The sequence below is a fragment of the Kiloniella litopenaei genome, from assembly GCF_000982415.1.
In the GTDB taxonomy this organism is placed as follows: Bacteria; Pseudomonadota; Alphaproteobacteria; order Kiloniellales; family Kiloniellaceae; genus Kiloniella; species Kiloniella litopenaei.
On sequence record NZ_LANI01000008.1, the window covers coordinates 1 to 815 of the forward strand.

Genomic DNA, 815 nt, shown 5'->3' on the forward strand with positions numbered 1-815 from the left:
GCGGTTTATTGACCTGCATCGCAGGCCGGAGTTTATTGTCTGTAACAATGGGACCGAATTCGCCTATTTGGTGTTACTTTCTTGCAACTTATTCAACCTATCCTCATACTTATCAGTAGAAGCTTTGGCGAGATGCCCTTGTTTGATACAAATGGCCAAGCTACACATATTTTGAGTGTTATGAGCCCAGTAAAATAAGCCAGACCATATGGATCTGATTATCAGCCAACTATCTATACGATAATTCACAATACTTCTCTAAATTTGCACTTGAGACGATCCTCCAGACGCAAAAAAGCCCCCACCGCATATGCGATAGAGGCTTAATTGATTTCGGTGGTTGCGGGGGCAGGATTTGAACCTGCGACCTTCAGGTTATGAGCCTGACGAGCTACCGGGCTGCTCCACCCCGCGTTAGGGTTATATTATAAGGGACATTATCCCTTATGATCCGTTTAGTTTCTAGTACGAATTGGATGCGATAGGTTATTTGCCTTACCGAACGTTAGTGAGGCAAGCCATTGAGGCGTCCGGAACGTAGTGAGGAAACGAGCCTGGATAGGCGAAGTATAGTTTGACAGAGTTGCTCTGTGTTTAAAAGACCTGGCAACGACCTACTCTCCCACACCTTAAGATGCAGTACCATTGGCGCAGAGAGTTTTCACGGCCGAGTTCGGGATGGGATCGGGTGTTGGGACTCTCGCTATAGTCACCAGGTCATTTAAACACAGAGGTATGAATTTGGAATTGATTAGACCGATTTGTCTTCGATGTCCTTTGGACATCATTAATTTATCACTGCGGTGATAGAGTGT

At 45.4% G+C, this 815-nt stretch carries 1 tRNA gene and 1 rRNA gene; both read right to left on the reverse strand.

From position 1 onward, the window contains the following. Positions 1-337: 337 nt before the first annotated feature. Positions 338-414: transfer RNA gene (locus tag WH95_RS10270), tRNA-Met, on the reverse strand. A 187-nt stretch (positions 415-601) separates the two neighbouring features. Then, positions 602-717, reverse strand: a 5S ribosomal RNA gene (gene rrf / locus WH95_RS10275). Positions 718-815 lie beyond the last annotated feature (98 nt).